Below are 17,737 nucleotides of genomic sequence, written 5' to 3'. Positions count from 1 at the left end.
GGGGCCGCACCGGGATCACGGTGACGGCGGGGTCGCACCGCCTCGGCACCGTGCGGCGGGCCGTTGCGTGATACGCAAGCCCGTGCCGATGCGACTGGAGTTTACGTGCTCCGCCGGGCTCCGGCAACGCGTCGGCGGCGGGCGGCCTCCGTCCGCGGTTGCGAACCCGACGCATCCCGCGGACGCTGCGGGTCGTTCGGTTCTCTCTGTCCTCTCGCCCCGCGCCTCCGCCTCAGGAGTCTCCATGATCCGTATCGGCATCGTCGGCCTGGGTTTCATGGGGTACACGCACTTCACCGCCAGCGCGAAGCTGCGCGGCGGGAAGATCACCGCGATCGCCAGCCGAGACCCCAAGAAGCGGGCCGGCGACTGGACCGGGTTGAAGGGCAACTTCGGCCCGCCCGCCGGCAAGGTGGACCTCTCCAAGGTGACGACCCACGAGACGGTCGACGAACTGCTCGCCGATCCGGACGTCGATCTGGTCGACATCTGCCTGCCGACCGGCCTGCACGAGGAGGTCGCGCTGAAGGCCGCCGCGGCCGGCAAGCACGTCTTCGTCGAGAAGCCGATCGCCCCGACCCTCGCCGCCGCCGACCGCATGGTGAAGGCCTGCGAGGAGGCCGGCGTGCTGCTGATGGTCGGCCACGTGCTGCCCTTCTTCCCGGAGTTCCGCTACCTCTGCGAGGCCACGGAGAAGAAGAAGTACGGCAAGCTGCGGGCGGCCCACTTCGCCCGGGTCATCTGCCCGCCGTCCTGGCGGGAGGGCGAGGACGGCTTCGTGGAGCTGGGCGGCTGGGGCGCCGACCTTCACATCCACGACACCCACTTCATCAGCCTGTTGTGCGGCGTGCCGACCAAGGTGTTCAGCCGCGGCCTGCTCCGTGAGGGGCTGATCGAACATGTCCAGAGCGAATACGTCTGGGAGGACGCCCACGCGTCGAACGGCGCCGCCCCCGGCGGCCCGCCGATCGGCTGCGTGGCCGGGGGCATCGCCGCCAAGGGGCACGACTTCCGCCACGGCTTCGAGGCCCACTTCGAGAAGGCCACGATCCTGTTCTCCGCCGCCAACATGGGCGGCGAGTTCAAGGAGGACCGCCCGCTGACGGTCATCTCGCAGGGCGGTCAGGTCCGCGAGCCCAGCCTGAAGGGCGGCGAGGAGTGGTTCAGCCCCTTCGCCGCGGAGTTGCAGGCCGCCGTGAAGGGCGTCAAGGAGCACAAGGCCCCCCGCTGCCTCTCCGGCGCCCTGGCCCGCGACGCCCTCAAAGTCGTCGCCGCCGAAACCAAAAGCGTGAAGGCCGGCGGCAAACTGACCGCGGTGTAACGTCAAGGCGGAAGGATGAGGGCGGAAGGCGGAGGGAATGCCGGGTTCGCCGGTGGCAGAGGCGGCCGAGCTATGACAGGTTTCCTCCCGCCGAACGGCGTGTCCGTCCTTCCGCCATCCGCCTTCTCCCCTCCGCCCTGACGTCGTGCCGATCGAGAACCTGCCCGTCCACGAGGCCACCCTGGCCGGCTTCCCCGTGGAGGGATACGGCCGCGGCGCCGTGCAGAGCTACGTCCGGCTGGTCGAGCAGAAACTGCTGTTCGACCTCGGCGGCAGTCCGTGGGACTTCCAGAACACGCCCACGGCGTTCATCACGCACGGCCACCTGGACCACCTCGCCGCGCTGCCGGTGTTCGTGGCCCGGCGGCGAATGATGAAGATGGAGCCGCCCGTCGTGTACGTCCCCGCGGCGATCCGCGACGACGTCAACCGCATGCTGCGTTCCTGGCAGAAGCTCGACCGCGGCCGCATGGCGGTGGACCTGATCGGCCTGGAGCCGGACGAGGAGGTGAACCTCAGCCGTGAACTGGCCGTGACGACCTTCGCCACGACCCACACCGTCCCCAGCCTGGGTTACGTGCTGTGGGGCAAGAAGCGGAAGCTCAAGCCGGAGTTCGAGGGCTTCACGCAGGAGGAGATCCGCGTCGAGGCGATGAAGGGCACGGAGATGAGCGGCGAGGTCCGCGAGCCGCTGGTCGCCTACACCGGCGACACCTCCCCCGCCGGCCTGTTCGACACCGACGGCGGCGCCGACGCCTTGAAGGCCAAACTGCTGATCACCGAAATGACCTTCTTCCGGGCCGACCACCGCCGGGACAAGATCCACAAATTCGGCCACATGCACCTGGACGACGTCGCGGAGCACGCCGACCGCTTCGAAAACGAGGCCGTCCTGTTCGTCCACGCCAGCACCCGCACCTCCGACCGCCCCTTCCGCAAGGCCGTCGAAAAGCGCCTCCCGGCCGACCTGTGGGACCGCACGACGATCTGGTTTTGAGCGGACCATGAACGAGCCCTCCGACGAGTCTCCGCCGGACGCGCCGCGGCGGTGGGCGGCCTTGGCGGGCGGTGTGCTCGGGGCACTCGCCGCACCGGCGACGGTTGTGGGACTCTCGTTCGCCGGCCACGGATCGTGGGCCCTCGCCGGCGTGTTCCTTTGGGTCATCGCGACTGCCCCATTCGTCTGCATTGTGGGCGCGGTCTGCGGAGCCGCATTGGCACATCCCGATCGGATTCCCCGCCAGCTCTTTAGCCGCGGGTGGGCGACGTTCGGCGGAGCCTTGGTCGCGGCCGCTGGAATCTCCGGCGTCGTCGGGGCGTTGACCTGGTACCTCATGCTCTGACCGCCGCCTGTTATGTCGTCGCCTGAACCGTCTCACGCCCCGCCCGTCCGCCGCGAGTCCTGGCCGAGGTTCGTCGGCGGGACGCTGGGCGGCGTCGTCCCGGCGGGAATCGCTTTGCAGGGCGTTCTGGGAGGCTGGCTCCCGCTCAACTCGTTCGTGTTCGGCCTGCTGTGCGTCGGGTTCTTCGCCTCGGGCATGGGGGTGTGGTTGGGGCCGTTGGCGGCGCCCCTGGTCGATCGGCTGCCGTTCATTCCCTAGCGGCGTTCGCACCTGGCCGTTGCGGACTTCTTCGTCGCCTGCTTCGTCGCCTCCGGCGTGCAGATCCTGCTGACGCTCGCGGTCCTCTTCTTCCTAGCAGCCCGCCGTGACGCCGCCTGACCCCGTCCCGCCCCTCGACCTCGGCCCGGTCCGCGGGCACCGGCCGCGGCGCCGGCGGTTGCCCGCCTGGCCGGCGCTGCTGGGCGGATTTCTGGGGGCGATGAGCCCCTTGGCTGCGGCACTGCTCGTCGCGTCTCTGACGAACAACCTGCGTGGATCGGAGAGCCTCGCCGAACTGCTCGTCCTTCTGTGCGTCGGCGGAGCGGTGGCGTCGCTGCTCGGCCTGCCGGCGGCGGCGACGGCGGCGACGCTCGCCCCTCGGCTGCCGATCTACCCGGCCGCCGGGTCGGCCCGTATGTGGGCCGACTTCGGCGTCGCCTTCCTCGCCGGGGCGCTCGCGGCACTGACGCTCTTCGGGCTGATGGTTCTCGCCGACTCCTGACAGCTCACCGCCCGATACCCGCCGATTCGCCGACCGCTGCCGATGAGGAACTCGCCGAGGCCGTGCCCGGGGAGCGTCGCCGCGGGTCGGCGGGGGCGGTGGAAATCACGCCGCTGATCTTCTTCGCCGGATGGCTCGGCGTGTTGAGTCCGGCGATCATGTGGGCGGTCGCCTCGGCCGCGACGGGTAAGGCGGCGATCGATCTGTGGCAGCCCGGAATCGCCGTGTCCTTCCTGGCCCTCGCCCAAGCGTGGCCGGCCGGCTGTCTGGGCGCCGCCGCGGCCCGGCTGGAGCGGGACCGGCGCGAAACCGACTGGCCGCTGCCGACCGTCGACGCGGTCGGCGGATTCGTCGCCGGCAACCTGCTAACCGCCGGCTTTCCCGCCCTCATCCTCGCGGCCTGAGCCGCCGGCGCTCCGAAACCTTCTCCGGCCGTCCCGCGGTCGATGCATCGGCCGTGCTTGTTGCGTACCTTGGCGACATGGCCACTCCCAAGCAGCGTCGGAACGAACACCTTGCCCGCAACGCCCGGTCGGCGCCGCGCAAACGTTTGATCGGCGCCCTGACCGGCGGGCCGCTGGGGCTGCTGGCCCCGATCGTCGCCGTGCTGGTCTGGGCGGCGCTCGACGGCGGGTGGGAGGAACACGGCCTGCAACCCGAGGGCGGCACGGGAGCCCTCGTGACCGGGTTGCTGATGCTGGCGATCGGCGTCGGCTTTCCGGTCGGCCTGCTGGGGGCGATGCTCGCCCGCCGTCTGCGGACCTCCCGCGGGGCGAGCTGGGGCGACGCCGCAACCGCGTTCGTCGGGGCCTACCTCGCCGGGGCCCTCGCCGCCGCGGTCGTGGGACTGCTGTTCGTGGCGTGACGATTCAGCGCACCGTCTGCACCTCGTCCCACAGTCCGTCGAGGTCCTCGCCAAAATGCTTCCGGAACCGAGCCAGCCGGTCCTCCGGCGTTTGCGGGGCCAGCGGGGGCAGGGCGGCGAGGTCCGCCAGATACGCCGCGAACGCCTCCGGCCGCTCTTCCCGCAGATGATTCACCAGCGCCCAACTGGCGGCGTACGCCGACTCGGCGACGGTCGGATCGCTGAACAACGTATTGGAGGCGATCAGTTTCTCCAGCGGGTTCATGTCCCGCAGCTCCCGGTCGCGGCGGCGGGCCGTCAGGAACGCCCGAAACGCCTTCGACCGCACCACGTTCGCCCCGTCGTCGAACCCCCGCCAACCCAGCGGCGTGCGGCGGTCGGTCGCTTCGCCCTGCATCGCCAGGCCCTCCGTGAGCCAGATCGGATTGTCCGCCAACCGGGCGTGCAGGCCGGCGTTGTAGGCGAGCTGGTGGACCGCCTCATGGGCGACAGTGGCGACGTTCGCCTGCCGGTTCGCGGCGCGGTCACGGACCGATTCCCGCCGAGACGCGCCGCCTAACGGCGACGGCGAACCCGCGAAGTCGTAGAGGACGATGCGGTTCGAGACGGGATCGTAGTAGCCCTGCGACAGGGCCGGGTTCACGCCGCGGGCCGCTTGATCCGGCCGCTTCGCGAAGGCTTCGAAGGCCGCCCGGTCCCGCAGGATCAGGACCGGCAGCGGGCCGGCGGGGCCGCCCTCGGGCGTGGGAACGGTCGCCGGGGGGAACTCCGCGACGAAGCCGGCGTGCACCGCTTCGAGCAGTTCGCCCGCCCACTGCGTGAACTCCGGGGAGGCCGTCGACGCGATCGCAAAATGCGGCGTCGTGAGGGTTTCCGCCCCGGGTTCCAGCTCCTCCGCGAGCGTCGCGGCCAGTTCCTCGGAGGTCAGCAGGGCGAAGGGTTCGCCGGTCGGCGTGCGGCCGGTCAGCCGGGCCGCGGCGACCGCGTGCAGCGCCCCGTCCCGGCCCTCCAACAGCACCCCGCCGTCCCCGCCCTCCAATAGCACTCGGCCGACGACCGTTCGCGGCCCGTCGTCCGTGGTCCAGACGACCGTCTCCGCCGGGTCGGCGGCGGCGAGGAGCAAGGCGAGCAGCGGAGCGACGGACATACCCCCAGCGTAACGTGCCAGCGAGGGTCCGAACCCCGCTTCTCCCCTCTCCCTTGAGGGAGAGGGGTCGGGGGTGAGGGTGACGAATGGTTCGCACGCCCCCGCTCTCTGCGGTGACGAACCCGGCGATGCACGAGCAGGCGGACCGTGAAGAACGTGCGTGAGTCACAGCCCCCTCACCCCCGGCCCCTCTCCCCCAAAAGGGGGCGAGGGGGGAATGAAGCCACCGATTCACACCGGATAGTCGTGCAGACCTTCGGTCACGCCGACGGTGTCGATGTGCCGCCAGAGGTACCACGCCGCGACGGTCCGCCACGGCGCCCAATAATCGGCGGCGTGTTCGGCGAGCGGGGGGACGGTGTCGAAGCCGTACAGGCTGCGGGCGGCGTTGCGGATGCCCAGATCGCCCACCGGCAGCACGTCCGGCCGGCCGAGGCCGAACATCAGGACCATCCGAGCCGTCCACGGCCCCAGCCCCTTCACCGCGGTGACGCGGGCCGTCACCTCCGCGTCGGACAGCGCGGGGAATTCCTTCAGCCGCATCCCGCGGGCCGCCTCCGCGACGTTCTTCAGGTAGCCCGCCTTCACCCCGCTGAGCCCGCAGGCCCGGATTTCCTCCAGCGGCATCGCCCGCAGGGCCGTCGCGGTGAACTTGCCGCGGGGCGTCGCCGCCTTCAGCCGGGCGGCGACCGTCTTCGCCGCGGCCATGCTGATCTGCTGGGAGATCACCACCCGCACCAATAGGGCGAACAGGTCCTTCTCCGGCGTCAGACGAAACGGCCCCACCCGGTCGATGACGCCGCACAGCACCGGGTCGGTCTCCCGCAGGGCGTGCACCGCCGTCGCGGCGACGTCCTCGTTGAACAGGCAGGGCGAAAGCGGGGCGGGCATGCGCGCGTCAGGCGGGTGAGCCCGGAGCGCACGCTCCGGCCGTGGACGCCGCGGACGGCGGACTGAGAACCGACTCGCTTCGCTCGCCGGCCGGAGCTTGCGCTCCGGGCTCACCGGCGGAGATCACGGTCCATACCGCGGCGTGCACCGTGGCGTCGGTGCGAAAGTCCGGGCGGTCCGGGCCGACGACGGCCTTGCGTTCGTAGTTCGTCAGCGGGACGCCCGACGCCTGCCGCTCGATCGCGGCGGCGGTCTCGTCCAGCGGGTTCTCCCGGCGGACCAGCCGCGGGCAGTCGTCCAGCAGGGCGGCGATGCCTTCGAAGTACTCGCCCACATCGGTGCGGACGTGCAGCCGGCCGTCGGGGGCGAGGGCGTTCAGGATCAGGTCGAGGAACTCTGGGCCGAGGGCTTCGCCCAGCAACCGGCGTTTGCGGTGCCGCCGCTTCCACCACGGGTCCGGGTAGAGCACATGCACCGCGGCGACGCTGCCGGCCGGGACGAACTCCCGCAGGAACCGCACCGCATCCCCGCCGAACACCCGGGCGTTGGGGGAGCGGTCGCGTTTGAGCCGCTTCGCCCCCCGGCGGGCGGCGGTGAAGTCGTGTTCGATCCCGCAGAAGTTCACCCCCGGCCGGGCCGCGGCGCCCTCGTTGGTGAACCGACCGCGGCCGCTGCCGACGTCCAGTTCGACCGGCCCGGCCTGCGGGAAGACGGCCGCCCAATCCAGCGGGCCGTGCTCCTTCGGGTCGGACAGTTCGAACAGCGGCCGGAACCACGGGGTGAGGTCCTCGCGGACCGCGTCGTCGCGGACCGGTTCCTCAGAACCCGGCTCGGGCCCGTCGTGATCGGGGGAGTCCGCCTCGGTCACGACTGGTTCGCGACCTCGCGGCGTTCCCGACGGCGGGCGGTGCGTTCTTCCGCGGCCTTCTCGGCGTGGGTCTGCCCGCGCTGGATGGGCACGCCGATCATCTCGCCGTTGAAGACCATCCGCCCGTCGACGAAGCCCTGGATGTCGAACGACGCCCGTTTGCCCGGCCGCAGGTCCGTCACCTTCACGCAGACGACCAACCGGCAGGGCGGCCGCACAGGGGCGCGGAACCGGACGTTGTTGATCCCGCCGAAGCCCACGAAGTCCCCGCCGAGCACCTTAAACTTCCGAGCGTAGAACCCGGCGAGCTGCGCCGCGGCTTCGCACTGCAACACCCCGGGCATCAGCGGATAGCCGGGAAAGTGGCCGCGGCACCAGAAGTCGTCCGGGCTGAGATCGACGAAGCCGACCCCGCCGTGCCGCTCCTTGTCGACGTGCACGACGCCGTGCAATTGGAGCATTTCGAACCGCTGGGGGTTCACCTCCAGCACCTCGTCCAGCCCGTAGAGCGGGTTCTCGAAGTCGAATTCGGAGAAGTCGTACAGTGAACGGGGGGGCATGACGGCGTCGCGGCGTCGCAGGCAAGTTGTGAACCGGCCCCGTATCGCATGACGGAACGGGAGCCGGGCGCCGGGCGGCCGGCGGATGTTACTGCCCCACGGCCCCTTGCGGTAGGAGCCGCGTGCGCAACGCCGCAGTCTCCGTAATCGGCGGCGAGCAACTCGTGCCCACGCAGACGTACGCCGCCGCCTGATTGTCCTGCGGAGCCTTGCCCGCCAGCAGTTCCGGGTCGACGCCCGCCGTGTTCGCCGCGGCGTTCATCACGATCAGGTTCGGGGCGAAGACCTCGCGGACCGCGGCGAGCAGCGGGGCGGCGGCTTGTTCGCTCTCCGCGGCGATCACCACTTCCGTTCGCGGGCCGAGCTTCCAGTCGAGCCCCAGCAGCGCCCAGCCGGCCTGCATGGGCTGAGATTTCATCACGCCGGAGAGCCCGCCCAGCAGGGCCGTCGCCCGGTCATCCCAGTCCCGCCGGCCGGTCAGGGCGGCGAGCTTTTGCAGCGCCGTGATCGCGAGGGCCGTGCCGCCGGGGGTGGCGCCGTCGGTCGCTTCGACCCGCCGGGCCGGCAGCGGGTCGGCGCCCTCGGCGGTTTGGAACAGCGGGCTCTCCGGCGTCGGCCCGCCGAACTGTTCGAGGCCCGTTTCGACCAATTCCGTGGCGAACGCCAGCAATCGCGGTTCCTGCCGGGCCTGCCAGAGTTCGCACAGGCCGTCGGCGAGGGCGAAGTAATCCTCGGCGAACCCCGCCGCCCCGCGGCGGCCGTCCTTCCAACTGCGGTGGAGCGTGCCCTCGTGCCACAGCTCCGCGTGCAGGAAGTCCGCCGCGGCGAGGGCGGCGTCGGCGTACTTCGGCTCGTCCAGCACCGCGGCGGCCTGTCCCAAGGCGCCGATCATCAGGCCGTTCCAACTGGCGACGACCTTCTCGTCGCGGAACGGCTTCACGCGGGTCGCCTCCCGATGCTCCCACAGCCGCCGGGCGACTTCATTCCGCTTCGCCCACAGTTCGTTGTGAGCCGTGTCGCTCAGGAGGGCGGCCTGTTCGTCGTCGCGCCGCAGCCGGCGGGGGATACTGTGGCCTTCCCAGTTTCCGCCGGGGGTGACGTCGAACACGGCCGCGGCGAACTCCGCGTCCTCCGCGCCCAGCACCTCGTCCAGTTCGGCTCGGTCCCAGACGAAGAACTTGCCCTCCTCGCCCTCGGTGTCGGCGTCCTGGGCGGCGGCGAAGGCGCCGCCCTCCAGCGTCATCTCCCGCAACACGTAGTCGCAGGTGCGGGCGGCGGGGTGGAAGAGCGGGTCGTTGCCGTGGGACTGATAGGTTTCGAGCAGCGCCGGAATCAGCAACGCCTGGTCGTACAGCATCTTTTCGAAGTGCGGGGCGAGCCATTCCGCGTCGGTGCTGTAGCGGTGGAAGCCCCCGCCGAGCTGATCGAACAGCCCGCCGCGGACCATTTTGTCTAATGAATCGGCGACGTGGGCCACGGCGTCGCTGGTCTTCGGGTCCTGCCCGAACCGCCGGCCGACGCGCAGCAACACCCGCAGGTCGACGGCGTGCGGGAACTTCGGGGCCCGGCCGAAGCCGCCCTGCTCCCGATCGGCGTACCGCAGCAGCTTGCGGCCGGCGGTCTCCAGCAGCGGCGTCCCCGCCTCGCCCTCGCCGGCGGGCGCCGCGGCGGCGCGACGGACGGCGTCCGTTAGCCCTTCCGCGGCGGTGTGCGCGTTGTCGCGTTCCTCCCGCCAGATATGGGCCAAGCGGGTGAGAACATGCAGGAACCCCGGCATGCCCGGCCGGGGCGGGTGCGGCCAGTAGGTGCCGCCGTAGAAGGGCCGCCGGTCCGGGGCGAGAAACACGCTCATCGGCCAGCCGCCCCCGCCGGTGAGGGCCTGCACGGCGTCCATATAGACCGCGTCGACGTCCGGCCGCTCCTCCCGGTCCACCTTCACGCTGACGAAATGCTCGTTGAGGAAGGCCGCGACCTCCTCGCTTTCAAAGCTCTCCCGCTCCATCACGTGACACCAGTGACAGGCGGAATACCCCACCGACAGGAAGACCGGCTTGTCCTCCGCGGCGGCTTTCTCGAACGCTTCGTCGCCCCAGGGGAACCAATCCACCGGGTTCTCCGCGTGTTGGCGGAGATAGGGGGAGGTTTCGTCGGCGAGGCGGTTCGACATGGGCTTTCACACGCGTAACGCCGACGCCCCGTGGGGCCTCGGCGTTATGAGGTTCGATCGGCGGGGAAGCGGGCGCCAGGGCCGCGTCACACGTGCTCCGGCTGTTTCTCGGTCGCCGCCTCGGCGGGCGGGGGACTGAACGCGGGGGCGGACCACTCTTCGCGGTCATCGTCCGCGGTCGCGGCGATCGCGGCCGGTTCCGGCTTCTTCTTCGGCGGCGGCTCGGAGGCCTTATTGAACTCCTCCTGCAGGCCGCTCAGCCCCTTCTTGAACTGACCGACGCCCTGGCCGAGGCTGCGGGCCACCTCCGGCAGGCGCTTGCCGAACAGCAGCAGGGCGATCGTGCCGAAAATCAGCAGCTCCGGGGCGCCGATACCCCCGCCGAAAAATGGCATCGAACTTCTCGCTGTCTGGAATCTGGTGGAACGCGGGGCCGGAATCGCAAAACGAGACCGGGGTCGCCTAACGAATCAGGCGGCGGTGGGGGTCTTGGTGGTGGGCTTGACGGCCGGCGGGGCCGGTTCGTCGTCCAGGGCCTCGCTCTCGTTCAGGCCCTGCTTCAGGGCGCCGACGCTCTGGCCCAGCGACCGCATCGCCCCGGGCAACCGCTTGCCGAACAACACCAGCACGATGACGGCGAAAATCGCCATCTCCGGCAGACCGGGCATGCCGAAGGCGAGGGGGGGCGGGAACATGGCGGGAGGATTCGCGAGCGGGACGCGGACGGGGCGGGACGAGCATTCTACTCCCCCCGACCGCCCCGGGTGAAGGGTCCGCCGCCGGAAGCGCCTGTCATCGTTCGCAATGTTGCAACAGCAGGGCGAACTCCGCCGCCTGCACGGATCGCACCGCCGCCCGTTCCGCCTCGTCCCCGCCCCGCAGCGCGCGGCGGAGGCGGTCGGTGAACTCCTGCGGGTCCCACGCCGGTTCGCCGACCAATTGGGCGAGGTCCGCGAAGATCGGGTGCGCGCCGACCCGCCGCCACCAGTACCCGCTGTTGCCGTAGTCGCCTTCGAGCCGGTGCATCAGGGCGTGCCAGGCGTCGGCGTCGCGGTCGCCCTCGTACGCCTGGGAGATCCGATGCGACGCGTCGAGGTCCCCGTGAAGCAGCAGCAGGCCCGCCTTCACTAGCTCCGCCGGTTTGCCGGGCCGCTCCGGCAGCAGGCGGTCGCCGGGCGTTTCGCGGAGCCGTGGCAGGATCGCCTCGCCCTCCGGGGTCGTCTCGCCGACGCGGTCGCCGAGGGATTCGCCCGAACCCTCCGGCGGCAGGATCGGCCGGACGAACCCCGCGACCGTCGGCGGGGCGGTCTCCAGCAGCGCGAGGAACAACTGATCGGCGGGCGGGGTCGAATCGGACATGGTTCCGCTATGATGCGACCCCCCGATTTCCGCCACAACCGCCGCCCGGCGTCGTTCGCCCCCGGCGCCGCCCCGTTCCGCCCGTCCGTTTCCCGCATGGCCCGCGCCGACGCATCCGCGGACCCGGAGCGTTCGGGAAACAAAGACGCGAACGGCGGCGCGCCGGCCGATTGGACGATCGCCGTCCCGCCCGAGGCCCGCGGCGGGCTGCTGAGCGTCGGCAACTTCGACGGCGTCCACCGCGGCCACGCGGCGATTCTCTCCGAACTGAAGCGGCTGGCGACGAAGCGCGGCGTGCCGGCGGTCGCCGTCACCTTCGATCCGCACCCCGTCGCGGTGCTGCGGCCGGAGTTCGCCCCGGCCCTGCTGACCACCCACGATCGCCGGGCCGAGCTGCTGCGGGCCGGCGGGGCCGACGCGGTGGTGCGGTTGCCGGTCGATCGGAACCTGCTGGCCCACAGCGCCGGGCAGTTCTTCGAGCGCGTGCTGCTGGGCGCCTTCGGGGCCGTCGGCGTGGTGGAGGGCGGTGACTTCCGCTTCGGCAAGGACCGGGTGGGGGACGTTTCGACCCTCCGCCGCTGGGGCCGACCGCACGGCTGGACCGTGGAAACGGTGGACGCCGTGTCGATCGACGACGCCCCGGTCTCCTCCTCCCGCATCCGGGCGCTGATCGCCGAGGGCGAACTGACGGCGGCGAACCGGCTGCTCGGTCGCCCGCACCGCCTCGCCGGAACCGTGGTGACCGGCGAGGGCCGCGGCCGCACGCTGGGATTCCCGACGGCGAACCTCTCGGAACTGGACGTGCTCCCCCCCGCCCCCGGCGTGTACGCGGGACGGACGACGGTGGACGGCGTGACCTACCCGGTGGCCCTGCACCTTGGTCCGCGGCCGACGTTCGACGCCGGCCCGCCCACCGCGGAGGCCCATCTGCTGGACTTCCAAGGCGACCTCTACGGCCGGCGGCTGGCGGTCGAGCTGCTGGACCGGGTCCGGGGCGTGCGGGCCTTCGCCGACGCGGACGAACTGAAACGACAGGTGCGGGCCGACGTGGCGAAAACTCGTCAGCTCGTCATGGCGGCACCGCAGGGCGAATCGGGCTAACATCCCGTATGCCCGTCGACTGGAAACCGCTGCGCCCCCTTCTCGACGCGGCGGACCGCGTGGCCCTGACCAGCCACGCCCGGCCGGACGCCGACGCCCTCGGCAGCGAACTGGCCCTCGCCGCGATCCTGGAGGCGATGGGCAAAACGGTCTCCATCGTGAACCCCTCCGCGGCGCCGGACAATCTGGCGTTCCTCGACCCGCACGGCCGCATCGCCGCGTTCCCGCGGCAGGGGGCCGGCCGCGAGACCGGCGCCGCGGCCGGGGCGGATTTTGTGGAGAACCACGACCTGCACCTGGTCGTCGACACCTCTTCGTTCGTGCAGCTCGGTGAGTTGGCGAAGGTTTTCCAACGGACCGGGGCGACGCGGGTGGTAATCGACCACCATCAGGCCAGCGACGACCTCGAAGCGATCGGGGCCCATGTTTTCCGCGACACCTCCGCCGAGGCCGCCGGGGCGATGGTCGCGGAGATGGCCGACGCCCTCGACCTGCCGCTTCCGGCCGCGGCGATCACCCCGCTGTTCGTCGCGATCGCCACGGACACCGGCTGGTTCCGACACAGCAACACCCGCCCCTCGACGATGCGGCTGGCCGCCCGGCTGATGGAGGCCGGCGCGGACCCGACGGAGCTGTACCGCAAGCTCTACGAAGAACAGTCAATCCAGAGCCTGCTGCTCAGCGGTGAGGGCCGCCGGCGGATGCGGATCGATTGCGACGGCCGACTGGCCTACACGACCGTCGGCGCCGCGGAATTCGCCAGCACCGGCGGCCGCCCGCCGGACACCGAGGGGCTCGCCAACGACTGCCTGCGGGTCGGCGGGACGGAGGCCTCCTTCGTCGCGGTCGAACAGCCGGACGGCCGGGTGAAGTTGTCGTTTCGCAGTCGCGGCGGCTGCGACGTGAGCGCTTTGGCCGCCTCCTTCGGCGGCGGCGGGCACCGGCAGGCCTCCGGCGCGATGATCGCCGGCCCGCTGGACCTCGCCGCCGAACGCGTCCGGCTCGCCTTCGAACACGCCCTCGGCTGCCGCTGACGGGATACCAGCCCGACGCGCAAGCGTCGGCGTCGGCCTCGTAGGCCAGTAATTCACGCCTCCGTCGCTGTGAACGCACGGTCGACGCTTGCGCGTCGGGCTGGTAAATGGTCTTGCAGGTGACGAATCGTTGAAGCCGACGTAGACTGTCCCTCCGCCTCCCCGCATTCGACTTGTCACGTCATGGCCAAGACCCAGCGCAAGCTCAAGAAAGCCCACCACGGCTCTCGCCCCGCCAGCAGCAAAGCCCGCAAGCAAAAGCGGCGGGCGATCAAGACCTAAGCGTCTGAGCTTGAAGACTTTGTCTTGAAGACGACGTCATAACGCCGAGGCCCCGCGGGGCCTCGGCGTTATGCATGCGCCCTTCCGAAGGTGCCGGTCAGACCCGACGGGCGTCGCGGATCTTGCGGGCGTTCTCGCTCCACCACAGCGTCCGGGGGATCGCGGCGCCGGCGGCGATGATCGCCAGATGCACAACGGCGACCCAGAGGAGCGTCATCAGGACGCCCTCGGTGAAGCCGTAGCTGTGCAGGCCCACGCCGAGTTCGTTCGTGCCGAACCAGCTCCAGGCGACGGCGAGGTTGCCAGCGATCGCCAGCACCGCGAGGCCCCGCTCGCCCACCAGCTTGCCCCAGCGGGCGTGCAGGACGAGGGCGTTCCAGATCACGATGATCAGGGCGCCGTTCTCCTTCGGGTCCCAGCCCCAGAACCGGCCCCAGCTGTCGTCGGCCCAGAGGCCGCCGAGGATCGTGCCGACGAGGCTCAGCAGCGCGGCGAAGCAGACCACGCCGTAGATCATCCCCGCCAGCGCCCGGCCGAGGTCCTGCCCGGCGGAGCGCGTGCCGGGTCGGCCGACGACCGTCGCCAGTGCCGGCGAGCACAGCCCGCCGAGCACGTAGAACAGGCCCAGAATCCCCGCCACCCCCGTCGCCGCGTAGCCCAGCGTGATCGTCACCACGTGGGTGGCGAGCCAGAACTGGGTGTCCAGCACGGCCTGGAGCACGGTGAAGGTGTCGCCCTTGGAGAGCGGCTCCGAGTGGGCGATCAGCAGCGTGCCGACCCCGCCGACGCAGGCCAGCGCGTTCCCCACGCCCCAGCCGTACAGGCGTTCGATCAGCATCCCCAGGCCCACCGCCCCCCAGCCGATGAACACGGCCGAGGAGTAGAGGTTCGTCACCGGCGGTCGGCCGGAGATGTAGATGCGACCCGCCAGCGCGACGGTGTGGACGGCGAAAGTGAACAGGATCAGCCAGAACGCGGCCCGCCGCGGCGGCACGCCCCAGCCGACCGGCACCAGCACCCAGCCGACGAGCGTGAACACCGTCGCCACGAGGTACAGCAGCCAGCACCACCACAGCGGGGCGGCGTGATTGAACCAGGCTTCGAAGGAGACCGCCCCCGTCGCCAGCGGCGGATCGGAGCGGGCGACGTCGAACTCCGCCCGGCGTTCCTCGTCGGCCTCGACGACGCGCTGCCGGACCCGTTTGACGGCGAGGTTGAAGGCCCGCGGTTCGTCGTCTTTCCACGCCGTCCGCAGGTCCCGCCAAGCCTCGACGACCGGGTCGACTTCGCCGTCGAACTCCGAGGGCGTCAGCGTCGCGGACAACCCGGGGATCGGTTCCGACCCCGGTTCCAGCCGGTTCACGAACCGCTCCGGGGAGACCCCGGCCTGATTCAACACGGGCATCATCCCGGCCTCGGTCGATTCCTGCAGGTCCGCGTGGGCCAGCGTCTCCCACCGCGGGCCGCGGGGCACGGCCAGCGGAGCCTGGCCGTCGTCCCACAGCCGGGCGTACCGCTGCGCGTAAACGGCCAGCGAGGCCCCCGGCGGGACGGAGGCTTCCGGGTCGAAGGAGATCAGCAGGCTGTTCACCACCCCCAACTGCTGGGCGAGCTGCACGAATGCCCGGTCGTCCGCGGTCTTCGGTTCGCCCTGCCCCTCGGGGCCGCGGATGTCGTCGATGCGCTGACCGAGCGTCGCGGAGAAGTCGTCGGGGAACTCGCCGATGGCGTAGGTCAGCCCCTCCCGCGGCTTCAGACCGAAGGTGCTCAGGACCTGCGGGTTCGTGATGCGGAACACCCGGTGGTTCGCCATCGCCGGCGGGTCGGCGATCAGATCGAGGAACCAGCGGAGGGCGGGGGACTTCGTCAGGACCGGCTGGTCCGGGTCCGCCCCGTCGGCGATTTGGGCCGGGGTGGCTTTGGTCGCGGTGTCGAAGGTTTGCTTGTTGCCGTTGATGGCCTTCAAGGCGTTCCGGGCGACGGTGTCGATCGGCTTGACCCGCCCGTTGTGCAGCACGGGGATCTTGCCGAAGGCGTCCAGATCGAAGCCCACGCCGGCCGTCGCCGCTTTGTCGGCTGTCACGTACGGCTCCGGCGCCCGCCACTTGGACATCGCGTAGCCGCCCAGTACGAGAACCACGACCGCCGGGAAGACCCAGCCCCAGCGGCCGGTTCCCGGTTCGTCCGCCGGGTCCGGGGTCGGTTCGTCCCGGTTCGCCGCCGCGGCCTCAGGGACCGTCACCGGCCCGCGGCGGCCGAGGAACCGGACCAGGCTCATGCAGAACTGGGCCAGCATCCCCACGGCCAGCACCATGCAGGCGACGTAGGGCACCATCCAGCCGTCGTTCGTGACGACCTGCAGGCCCGTGCCCTCCGGCTGGGGCGGCGAGATCGGCCCGCCTTGCCAAGCCGGTCCGCCGGGCCAAGCCCCATAGAAGTTTTGCTGATAAAAAGTCCGCCCACTGTACCGCAGCGGGTTGTTCATCTTGATGAACGCCGCGAACGGTTCGCCGGCGTCGTCGTCGGCCCGGCCCGGGATCGGCGTGATCTCCAGGTCGCTCTCGTAGGTGCGGGGCGTGGTGGTGCCGGGGTACATCTCCGCCCGCACCGCCCTCAACCCGACCGTGTAGGGCAGGTACTTGCGGGTGTACCGCAGTTGCAGGCGGACGGGGCCGTCCTCGGTCTCCACGACCACGGGGATCGGGTCGAGCAGGTTTCTCAGGCTGACGTTGTCCGTCCACAGCAGCGTCTCGCCGAGGACCTCGCCGTCCTTGCCCGTCAGCCGGAACAGGCCGCCGGGGCGGTCCTGGGCGGAGGCGGTCTCGCCCACGCCCACGCCCTTGGCCACTTCGACCAGCGTGTAGCCCGGATCGCCGCCGGGGGCGTCGTCGAGGGCTGAGAGCGCGTCCTCGTCCGCCGGACGGCCGGACCGGGCGTTCTCGAACAACTCCACGGGCGTGACGGCCAGCGGCAGCCGCGGGTCGTCGATCGTGCGTTCCTCCTTGAGGGCGGCGAGCAGTTCGTCGCCGGAGACGACCGCGTGCCGGTTGCCCTCGGGGGTCTCCGTGATCAGGGCCAGTTCGAAGCTGCGGGCGTCGGTGAGGTAATCCGCGCGGTCGCCCTCCCGCAGGAAGATGGACGCCTCCTGCGTGGGCTGCCGGGCGACGACGCCGGTGTAGAACTCGCTGCCGAGCAACATCAACAGGCCGCAGTGCAGTAGGAAGGTGCCGCCCTGCCGGCCGAAGATCGGCAGCAACCCGGCCAGCAGCACGCCGGCCGCGAAGGTGGCCTTCATCAGGTTCCACAGGATCCGGGCGCTGCCGTCGGAGACCGCCCCCTGGAACAGCGCCCACAGGGCCAGCGCCAGCCCGCCGACCGCCCCCGCGGCGATCAGGATCGTGGCCGGCTCCCGCCGCCGGACCGGGTCGGCCAGCAACCGCAGCGTCCAGACGCTCATCCCGATGCCCGCCGCGGCGACGCACACGCGAAACAGGTTCCACATCGCCGCGAAGCCTAGCAGCGGCACGTCCTGCGTGGCCCCGCCGCTCATGCCGGAGACCACCACCGCCCAGGTGATCGCCGCCCCCATGGCCGTCACGGCCAGCCCGGCCCACAGGGTCGTCCCGGAGGCCTTCACCTTGAATTTGGTAAGCATCGAGGCGACCTGATTGATCGCCAGCCCCAGCCCCAGCGTCCAGCCGCCCGGGAACCAGAAGCCGCCGCGGATCGAGTCCACGTCCCAGTTCATCGGCGTGCCGGGGCCGAACCAGGTTTGCGGCAGCAGATCGCGGAGCGGAACGTAGGCGAACCAGCAGCGGAAGTAGCCGTGCACCACGTCCCAGATGTCCCTGTTCACCTGGGCCAGCGTGCCGGCCAGCACGAGGAACAGGCTGAGCCCCAACAGCGTGACGGTGATCCGCAACGAGGCCAGCGCGGCCAGCACGGCGGGCGGTGCGTCCGGCGCCCGCCCCGGCCGGGCGGTCCGGGGAGCGGTCGTGGCCGCGGGGGGCGGGTCGGCGAACGGTCGATCGTCGGCCAT

19 protein-coding genes are annotated in these 17,737 nt (G+C 71.2%); 10 read left to right on the top strand and 9 right to left on the bottom strand.

Going from position 1 to position 17,737, the window contains the following annotated elements:
• The first annotated feature begins 244 nt into the window (after nucleotides 1-244).
• The 7 genes from CA12_RS10500 to CA12_RS10470 all read left to right on the top strand — a co-directional run bounded on the left by CA12_RS10500 (nucleotide 245) and on the right by CA12_RS10470 (nucleotide 4,289).
• Nucleotides 245-1,321, top strand: coding sequence for a Gfo/Idh/MocA family protein (locus tag CA12_RS10500; RefSeq protein ID WP_165700680.1), 1,077 nt, complete (start codon nucleotides 245-247; stop codon nucleotides 1,319-1,321).
• A gap of 145 nt (nucleotides 1,322-1,466) precedes the next feature.
• The gene (locus tag CA12_RS10495; RefSeq protein ID WP_242688200.1) at nucleotides 1,467-2,318 is read left to right on the top strand and encodes an MBL fold metallo-hydrolase; all 852 of its coding nucleotides are present in this window, start codon (nucleotides 1,467-1,469) and stop codon (nucleotides 2,316-2,318) included.
• Between the two features lie 7 nt (nucleotides 2,319-2,325).
• Nucleotides 2,326-2,664 carry a hypothetical protein gene (locus tag CA12_RS22495; protein WP_145358901.1) on the top strand — a complete coding sequence of 113 codons (339 nt, stop codon included), beginning with the start codon at nucleotides 2,326-2,328 and terminating at the stop codon, nucleotides 2,662-2,664.
• 12 nt (nucleotides 2,665-2,676) lie between these two features.
• Entirely contained in the window at nucleotides 2,677-2,922 is a 246-nt protein-coding gene (locus tag CA12_RS10485; protein ID WP_145358900.1) for a hypothetical protein, read from the top strand.
• Nucleotides 2,923-3,028: 106 nt separating this feature from the next.
• Nucleotides 3,029-3,424 carry a hypothetical protein gene (locus CA12_RS10480; RefSeq protein ID WP_145358899.1) on the top strand — a complete coding sequence of 132 codons (396 nt, stop codon included), beginning with the start codon at nucleotides 3,029-3,031 and terminating at the stop codon, nucleotides 3,422-3,424.
• A 62-nt stretch (nucleotides 3,425-3,486) separates the two neighbouring features.
• Complete coding sequence (locus CA12_RS10475) at nucleotides 3,487-3,828, top strand: hypothetical protein (protein WP_145358898.1); 342 nt, start codon at nucleotides 3,487-3,489, stop codon at nucleotides 3,826-3,828.
• Nucleotides 3,829-3,905: 77 nt separating this feature from the next.
• Complete coding sequence (locus CA12_RS10470) at nucleotides 3,906-4,289, top strand: hypothetical protein (RefSeq protein WP_145358897.1); 384 nt, start codon at nucleotides 3,906-3,908, stop codon at nucleotides 4,287-4,289.
• A 4-nt stretch (nucleotides 4,290-4,293) separates the two neighbouring features.
• Here the strand turns inward: CA12_RS10470 and CA12_RS10465 are convergent, their stop codons facing one another.
• From CA12_RS10465 to CA12_RS10430, 8 genes are all read right to left on the bottom strand, one after another.
• A complete protein-coding gene (locus CA12_RS10465) occupies nucleotides 4,294-5,436 on the bottom strand; it encodes a DUF1570 domain-containing protein (protein WP_145358896.1) in 1,143 nt (380 codons plus the stop codon).
• 231 nt (nucleotides 5,437-5,667) lie between these two features.
• Nucleotides 5,668-6,327 (bottom strand): DNA-3-methyladenine glycosylase family protein, encoded by a 660-nt coding sequence (locus CA12_RS10460; RefSeq protein ID WP_145358895.1) that lies wholly within the window; start codon nucleotides 6,325-6,327, stop codon nucleotides 5,668-5,670.
• Between the two features lie 7 nt (nucleotides 6,328-6,334).
• Nucleotides 6,335-7,195, bottom strand: coding sequence for a tRNA (guanine(46)-N(7))-methyltransferase TrmB (trmB, locus tag CA12_RS10455; protein WP_145358894.1), 861 nt, complete (start codon nucleotides 7,193-7,195; stop codon nucleotides 6,335-6,337).
• Nucleotides 7,192-7,755, bottom strand: coding sequence for a 3-hydroxyacyl-ACP dehydratase FabZ family protein (locus CA12_RS10450; protein ID WP_145358893.1), 564 nt, complete (start codon nucleotides 7,753-7,755; stop codon nucleotides 7,192-7,194). The genes trmB and CA12_RS10450 overlap by 4 nt, the downstream gene beginning before the upstream one ends.
• 88 nt (nucleotides 7,756-7,843) lie before the next feature.
• The gene (locus CA12_RS10445; RefSeq protein WP_145358892.1) at nucleotides 7,844-9,922 is read right to left on the bottom strand and encodes a thioredoxin domain-containing protein; all 2,079 of its coding nucleotides are present in this window, start codon (nucleotides 9,920-9,922) and stop codon (nucleotides 7,844-7,846) included.
• Between the two features lie 86 nt (nucleotides 9,923-10,008).
• Complete coding sequence (locus tag CA12_RS10440; protein WP_145358891.1) at nucleotides 10,009-10,317, bottom strand: Sec-independent protein translocase subunit TatA/TatB; 309 nt, start codon at nucleotides 10,315-10,317, stop codon at nucleotides 10,009-10,011.
• 75 nt (nucleotides 10,318-10,392) lie between these two features.
• Entirely contained in the window at nucleotides 10,393-10,617 is a 225-nt protein-coding gene (locus tag CA12_RS10435) for a twin-arginine translocase TatA/TatE family subunit (protein ID WP_145358890.1), read from the bottom strand.
• 97 nt (nucleotides 10,618-10,714) lie between these two features.
• Complete coding sequence (locus CA12_RS10430; RefSeq protein ID WP_145358889.1) at nucleotides 10,715-11,281, bottom strand: hypothetical protein; 567 nt, start codon at nucleotides 11,279-11,281, stop codon at nucleotides 10,715-10,717.
• Between the two features lie 96 nt (nucleotides 11,282-11,377).
• Here CA12_RS10430 and CA12_RS10425 point away from each other — a divergent pair, with 96 nt between their 5' ends.
• From CA12_RS10425 to CA12_RS23225, 3 genes are all read left to right on the top strand, one after another.
• Entirely contained in the window at nucleotides 11,378-12,382 is a 1,005-nt protein-coding gene (locus CA12_RS10425; protein ID WP_165700679.1) for a bifunctional riboflavin kinase/FAD synthetase, read from the top strand.
• An 8-nt stretch (nucleotides 12,383-12,390) separates the two neighbouring features.
• A complete protein-coding gene (locus CA12_RS10420; protein WP_145358887.1) occupies nucleotides 12,391-13,416 on the top strand; it encodes a DHH family phosphoesterase in 1,026 nt (341 codons plus the stop codon).
• A gap of 183 nt (nucleotides 13,417-13,599) precedes the next feature.
• Complete coding sequence (locus CA12_RS23225; RefSeq protein WP_369299128.1) at nucleotides 13,600-13,698, top strand: 50S ribosomal protein bL37; 99 nt, start codon at nucleotides 13,600-13,602, stop codon at nucleotides 13,696-13,698.
• Between the two features lie 97 nt (nucleotides 13,699-13,795).
• Here CA12_RS23225 and ccsA read toward each other — a convergent pair whose 3' ends face one another.
• Nucleotides 13,796-17,737, bottom strand: a complete 3,942-nt coding sequence (gene ccsA / locus CA12_RS22490; RefSeq protein WP_145358886.1) for a cytochrome c biogenesis protein — start codon at nucleotides 17,735-17,737, stop codon at nucleotides 13,796-13,798.

This window comes from Alienimonas californiensis (assembly GCF_007743815.1).
In the GTDB taxonomy this organism is placed as follows: domain Bacteria; phylum Planctomycetota; class Planctomycetia; order Planctomycetales; family Planctomycetaceae; genus Alienimonas; species Alienimonas californiensis.
The sequence above is the reverse complement of the archived record's forward strand: the minus strand, read 5'-3'. Positions and strand labels throughout refer to the sequence as shown.

What these genes read in the sequence shown, in the direction of transcription:
- CA12_RS10500 (WP_165700680.1), top strand. Translation starts at nt 245, where the DNA reads ATGATCCGTATCGGCATCGTCGGCCTGGGTTTCATGGGGTACACGCAC.
- CA12_RS22495 (WP_145358901.1), top strand. Translation starts at nt 2,326, where the DNA reads ATGAACGAGCCCTCCGACGAGTCTCCGCCGGACGCGCCGCGGCGGTGG.
- CA12_RS10485 (WP_145358900.1), top strand. Translation starts at nt 2,677, where the DNA reads ATGTCGTCGCCTGAACCGTCTCACGCCCCGCCCGTCCGCCGCGAGTCC.
- CA12_RS10470 (WP_145358897.1), top strand. Translation starts at nt 3,906, where the DNA reads ATGGCCACTCCCAAGCAGCGTCGGAACGAACACCTTGCCCGCAACGCC.
- CA12_RS10465 (WP_145358896.1), bottom strand. Translation starts at nt 5,436, where the DNA reads ATGTCCGTCGCTCCGCTGCTCGCCTTGCTCCTCGCCGCCGCCGACCCG.
- CA12_RS10460 (WP_145358895.1), bottom strand. Translation starts at nt 6,327, where the DNA reads ATGCCCGCCCCGCTTTCGCCCTGCCTGTTCAACGAGGACGTCGCCGCG.
- CA12_RS10450 (WP_145358893.1), bottom strand. Translation starts at nt 7,755, where the DNA reads ATGCCCCCCCGTTCACTGTACGACTTCTCCGAATTCGACTTCGAGAAC.
- CA12_RS10445 (WP_145358892.1), bottom strand. Translation starts at nt 9,922, where the DNA reads ATGTCGAACCGCCTCGCCGACGAAACCTCCCCCTATCTCCGCCAACAC.
- CA12_RS10440 (WP_145358891.1), bottom strand. Translation starts at nt 10,317, where the DNA reads ATGCCATTTTTCGGCGGGGGTATCGGCGCCCCGGAGCTGCTGATTTTC.
- CA12_RS10435 (WP_145358890.1), bottom strand. Translation starts at nt 10,617, where the DNA reads ATGTTCCCGCCCCCCCTCGCCTTCGGCATGCCCGGTCTGCCGGAGATG.
- CA12_RS10430 (WP_145358889.1), bottom strand. Translation starts at nt 11,281, where the DNA reads ATGTCCGATTCGACCCCGCCCGCCGATCAGTTGTTCCTCGCGCTGCTG.
- CA12_RS10425 (WP_165700679.1), top strand. Translation starts at nt 11,378, where the DNA reads ATGGCCCGCGCCGACGCATCCGCGGACCCGGAGCGTTCGGGAAACAAA.
- CA12_RS10420 (WP_145358887.1), top strand. Translation starts at nt 12,391, where the DNA reads ATGCCCGTCGACTGGAAACCGCTGCGCCCCCTTCTCGACGCGGCGGAC.
- CA12_RS23225 (WP_369299128.1), top strand. Translation starts at nt 13,600, where the DNA reads ATGGCCAAGACCCAGCGCAAGCTCAAGAAAGCCCACCACGGCTCTCGC.
- ccsA (WP_145358886.1), bottom strand. Translation starts at nt 17,737, where the DNA reads ATGGCCGACGATCGACCGTTCGCCGACCCGCCCCCCGCGGCCACGACC.